The organism is Rhizobacter sp., from assembly GCF_031412075.1.
Classification (GTDB): domain Bacteria; phylum Pseudomonadota; class Gammaproteobacteria; order Burkholderiales; family Burkholderiaceae_C; genus Rhizobacter.
The window spans coordinates 1-4,842 of sequence record NZ_JANOCG010000655.1; the positions used below are offsets into that span (position 1 = coordinate 1).

General features: G+C 65.2%; 3 protein-coding genes. 1 reads left to right on the plus strand and 2 read right to left on the minus strand.

The window, feature by feature from the left end; translation table 11 throughout:
* Positions 1 to 1,102, minus strand: a 1,102-nt coding sequence (locus tag RMO40_RS24410; RefSeq protein ID WP_309726380.1) for an alpha-amylase family glycosyl hydrolase, incomplete at its 3' end; no start/stop codon positions are given.
* Positions 1,103 to 1,365: 263 nt separating this feature from the next.
* Here RMO40_RS24410 and RMO40_RS24415 point away from each other — a divergent pair.
* Positions 1,366 to 4,257 carry a carbohydrate binding domain-containing protein gene (locus tag RMO40_RS24415; RefSeq protein ID WP_309726382.1) on the plus strand — a complete coding sequence of 964 codons (2,892 nt, stop codon included), beginning with the start codon at positions 1,366 to 1,368 and terminating at the stop codon, positions 4,255 to 4,257.
* A gap of 51 nt (positions 4,258 to 4,308) precedes the next feature.
* On the opposite strand, the gene RMO40_RS24420 is transcribed toward RMO40_RS24415, so the two are convergent.
* On the minus strand, positions 4,309 to 4,575 hold the full coding sequence (locus RMO40_RS24420) for a hypothetical protein (RefSeq protein WP_309726384.1): 267 nt from the start codon (positions 4,573 to 4,575) through the stop codon (positions 4,309 to 4,311).
* Positions 4,576 to 4,842 lie beyond the last annotated feature (267 nt).

Sequence of the window (4,842 nt, forward strand, 5' to 3'; positions counted from 1 at the left end):
GCGTGAGCAGGCTGGCGGCGGCGAGGCGCAGGCCGGCCGCGTCGCCACGCAGTTGGTCGTATGCACGCGCGCCGGCAAAGCCGTCGTGGTTGGACAACATGGTGGCCAGGCCGGTCGGTGCGGTTCTGAAGTAGTCGGACACCGCGCGGATCGAGCTCGGCGCGCCCATCGCGGCGCCCACGAGTTGTTTGTTGATGTCGAACGCAAAGGCGCTGCCGCAGGCGGTGGTGAAGCCTTGCGGGTCGGCTGGGGCTTCGCACACGGTGTAGCGGTGCTGGTAGCCACCGATCAGCGCGGCCATGCCGGCCATCAGCGGGTAATTCTCGGGCTGCACTTCCCAGGCGCTGGGGCCGTTCTCGATCAGGTTGCCGACCGCGTCGAAGCGGAAGCCGTCAACACCGCGGTTGAGCCAGAAGCGCAGGTTGTCGCGGTGGAAGTCGAGCACCGGCGCGTGGCGCAGGTTGAAGTCGGGCATGCGGTTCCAGAAGCCGGCGAAGTAGTAGCCGCCGGTGCCCGGGTGCCAGGGGTCGTTGCCGTAGATCGACCAGCCGCTCGGTTCGCTGGCCGACCACACATACCAGTCGCGGTAGGTGGCGTTGGCCGAAGAGCTGCTGTTGACGAACAGCGGGTGCGCGGCGGCGCTGTGGTTCATCACGTAGTCGAGGATCACGCCGATGCCGCGCGAGTGGGCCTGCGTGAGCAACTCGTCGAGGTCGGCCAGGCTGCCGTAGGCGCTCTCGATGCCGCGGTAGTCGGTGACGGCATAGCCGTGGTCGTGGTCTTCGCTGGGCGAGATCGGCATCAGCCAGATGCCACCGACACCCAGGCTTTGCAGGTAGTCGAGGCTCTGGGTCACACCCTTGAGATCGCCGATGCCGTCGCCGTTCGAGTCGCGGTAGCTGCGCACGAAGATCTGCATGAAGGTGGCGCGGCGTTGCCACTGCGCAGGCAGGGCGCTGCCAGGGTCTTGGGCAGTGATGACGGAGGTGTCCACGGTGCGAGCGGTGGGTGAGGGTGGGGGTGAGGTCGATGGGCCACCGCCACATGCGGTGAGACTGAGCGCGCCCAGCAGGCTCGCGATGAAGTGTGAAAGGCGATTCATGGGGCCGCAGTGTAGGGGTGGGTACCACATGAATGCGCAGTAGTCGAAGTAGTTCAACTACTACATTTGTAATGCTGCTCCGCGGCAATTTTCGTGAATGGAAATTACTCTATAAAAAACAATGACATGAGTCGATATTGGATGTTTGGATTGGATTGAGTTGAAGTCTTGTGGTGTGTAGTTTGGGTAACTAAAGTAGATCGGTTGCCCAGGCAACACGACCGTGGCACCAAGTCGCGGCGAACACAGACAGGAGACAAACCATGACTCGACCGTGGCGCCTTTGTGCGCTGGCGGGGCTGTTGCTCACCGGCTTGACGTCGATGGCAACGGCGGCCACCGCCACCGTGTTTTATTCGCTCGCCAGCAAAGGCTGGGGCAGCGCGAACATCCACCACAACGCCAGCGGCAGCTGGACTGCCGTGCCCGGTGAGGCCCTGTCGGCCGCGTGCGCGGGGTGGGTGAGCCGCCCCCTCGACTTCAACGGCACCGGCTTCCAGGCCGTCTTCAACAACGGCTCCGGCGCCTGGGACAACCCGAGCGGTGGAGGCAACTACAGCGTGCCGGCTGGCACGCACCAGGTGCGCAACGGCGCGCTCGTTGCCCACGCCGGCAACCCCTGCACAGGCGGCGGTGCCCAGTCGGTCACCGTCTTCTACAAACCCAACCCCAGCTGGACCACGGTCAACATCCACTACGCCCCCACGGGCAGCGCCTGGACCACCGTGCCCGGTGTGAGCATGGAGCCCGCCTGCAGCGGCTGGCGCAAGAAGACCCTCTCGCTCGGCGCGGCCACCGGGCTCGCGGCGACCTTCAACAATGGCGCTGCGTGGGACAACAACGCAGGCCGCAACTACGCGCTGGGCACCGGCAGCGTGAAGGTCGAGGCGGGTGCGGTCTCTGCCGGCGACCCTTGCGGTAGTGATCTGTTGCCGCCGAGCATTCCCACCGGGCTGAGCGCCACCCCCAACGGCACCAGCGTGGCCCTGAGCTGGAACCCGTCGACCGACAACGTGGGCGTGACCGCCTACGAGATCAGCCGCACCGGTGGCGCCGGGGCTGTGGGTCACAGCACGGCCACCAACCGCTTCACCGACAGCGGCCTGCCGCAGACCACCTACACCTACCGCGTGCAGGCGGTGGACGCGGCGGGCAACCGCTCGGACGCGAGTGCTGCCGTCTCGGCCACCACCGGCACCGCCCCCTCCGGCGGCACGCCGCTCGGCACTGACATGCGCGAAGTCTCGATCTACTTCGTGATGACCGCGCGCTTCTACGACGGCGACAGCAGCAACAACCGCGGCGGCCAGGCGCACGTGAAATCGGGCAACGCGGCCAACAACGACCCGATGTTCCGCGGCGATTTCAAGGGCCTGATCCAGAAGCTCGACTACGTCAAGGCACTGGGCTTCTCGGCGATCTGGATCACACCGGTGGTGCTGAACCGCTCCGACTACGACTTCCACGGCTACCACGGCTACGACTTCTTGCGCATCGACCCGCGGCTCGAATCGCCCGGTGCCACCTACCAGGACCTGATCAACGCCGCTCACGCCAAGGGCATCAAGATCATCCAAGACGTGGTCTACAACCACTCCAGCCGCTGGGGTGCCAAGGGCCTGTTCGCGCCCAAGATCTTCGGCGTGCGCGACAGCCAGTGGAGCTGGTACTACGACGTGCCGAACCCTGGCCGCGAATACGACGGGATGTTCCCGACCGAGGTGGGCGCCAAGGCCTACAACGGCGACCTGTGGTCGACCCCCGAACCGGCTGGCAACACCTGCCGCAACTGGGGCGCACCCACCGGCTCGCGCAGTGCCGAGGGCTTCACGATCTACCACTGCCAATGGCCGTCGCCCACCTCCGGCATGTTCCCGTCCAACCTTTTTCACCGCTGCTGGATCGGCAACTGGGAAGGCGAAGACTCGCGCTCGTGCTGGCTGCACGAAGACCTGGCCGACTTCAACACCGAAAACGCGGTGGTGCAGAAGTACCTGATCGACGCCTACAACAAGTACATCGACATGGGGGTCGATGGTTTTCGCATCGACACCGCGGTGCACATCCCGCGTGTGACCTGGAACCGCCGCTTTTTGCCGGCCGCGCAGGCGCGTGCGGTCGAGAAGTTTGGCGCCAAGGGCCAGAACTTCTTCATGTTCGGTGAGGTGGGCGCATTTGTGAACGACAAGTGGAACCGCGGCTCGGTCAATCACTCCGCGCAGTTTTTCACTTGGAAAGAGCGCAGGGACTACACCGCCGACGACGTGCAGGCCGCACTCGACCAGTTCAACTTCGAGAACACGCAGGGCACCAGCAACCAGCCGACCTCGACCAACGCCTTCCTCAACGGCAACGCCTACCGCACGCCCGACCGCAGCCAGTTTTCGGGCATGAACATCATCGACATGCGCATGCACATGAACTTCGGCGATGCGAACAACGCGTTCTGGAACGGCAAAGACTCCGACGACTCGACCAACGACGCCACCTACAACGTGGTCTACGTCGACAGCCATGACTACGGCCCCAACAAATCGAGCACCGCCTACTCTGGGGGCACCGATGCCTGGGCCGAAAACATGAGCCTGATGTGGACCTTTCGCGGCATCCCCACGCTGTACATGGGCTCGGAGGTCGAGTTCCAGGCCGGCCGCCAGATCGACTGCGGGCCGAGCTGTGCGCTGGCGACCACACGCCGCGCCTATTTCGGCGACCGGCTCGAAGGCTCGGTGATCGCCAGCGACTTCGGCAAGGTCGCTTCGGCCTCGGGGGCGGTGGCCACCACACTCGCCTCCCCGTTGGTGCAGCACGTGCAGCGGCTCAACCAGATCCGCCGCGCCATTCCTGCCTTGCAGAAGGGGCAGTACTCGACGCAGGGCGTGTCGGGTGGCATGGCCTACAAGCGCCGCTTCACCGACGCGGCGCGGGGCATCGACAGCTTCGTGCTGGTGACGGTGAGTGGCAACGCCACCTTCAGCGGCATTCCAAACGGTGTGTACCGCGATGCCGTGAGCGGCGACGTGAAGACCGTCACGACGGGGGTGTTGACCGCCACGCTGTCAGGCAAGGGCAACGCCCGCATCTATGTGCTGGACCTGCCGGGCAACGCAGCGCCGGGCAAGCTTGGCAGCGACGGGCCTTATCTCAAGCCCTGAGTCCCTTAGGGGGTGTTTTCAGCCCGGCTTCGGCCGGGCTTTTTTCCAGTCTCAATCGCGCGATTGGTGCAGCAGCACCCCGCGGCCTTCGGCAGCCTGGCTCGCGGGTGGCTTCTTGTCGCTGGTGGCGAGCTGGGTGTCTGGCGCGCTGCGCTTGCCGGTGACGATCACCTTCTCAAGCTCGATGACTTCGGGCTGAACGCTCTGGGTCACGATGGCCTCGGCGCGTGGTTCGAAGAACAGCGCCGACAGGATCGCGCCCGTGCCCCCGATCAGCATGACGAAGGTGAGAAGGGGGGCGAAGATGCGGTCGAACATGGTGGGCTCCGTGGGATCAATGTGTCGTGTTGGGTTGAACTCTAGGCAGCCCACCCGGCTCTGCCCAGCGGTTTGCGACGAATTGCGGGAAGTGCCGCATAGGCCGCAAACGAGTTGGATGCGCGGCGCATAAAAAAGGCGACAAGGCCTGCGCCGTGTCGCCAACAGGAGAACTGGTCGAGGGCGGTGTCCCCGGGGTCACCGGGTCGGCCGCCTCCGGCCAGCCATGTCAATCGGTCAGGAAGTGCGCTTGCCGGTGACGACCAC

Bases quoted from the DNA above. Each gene is read 5' to 3' on its own strand.
- RMO40_RS24415 (WP_309726382.1), top strand. From the start codon at position 1,366: ATGACTCGACCGTGGCGCCTTTGTGCGCTGGCGGGGCTGTTGCTCACC.
- RMO40_RS24420 (WP_309726384.1), bottom strand. From the start codon at position 4,575: ATGTTCGACCGCATCTTCGCCCCCCTTCTCACCTTCGTCATGCTGATC.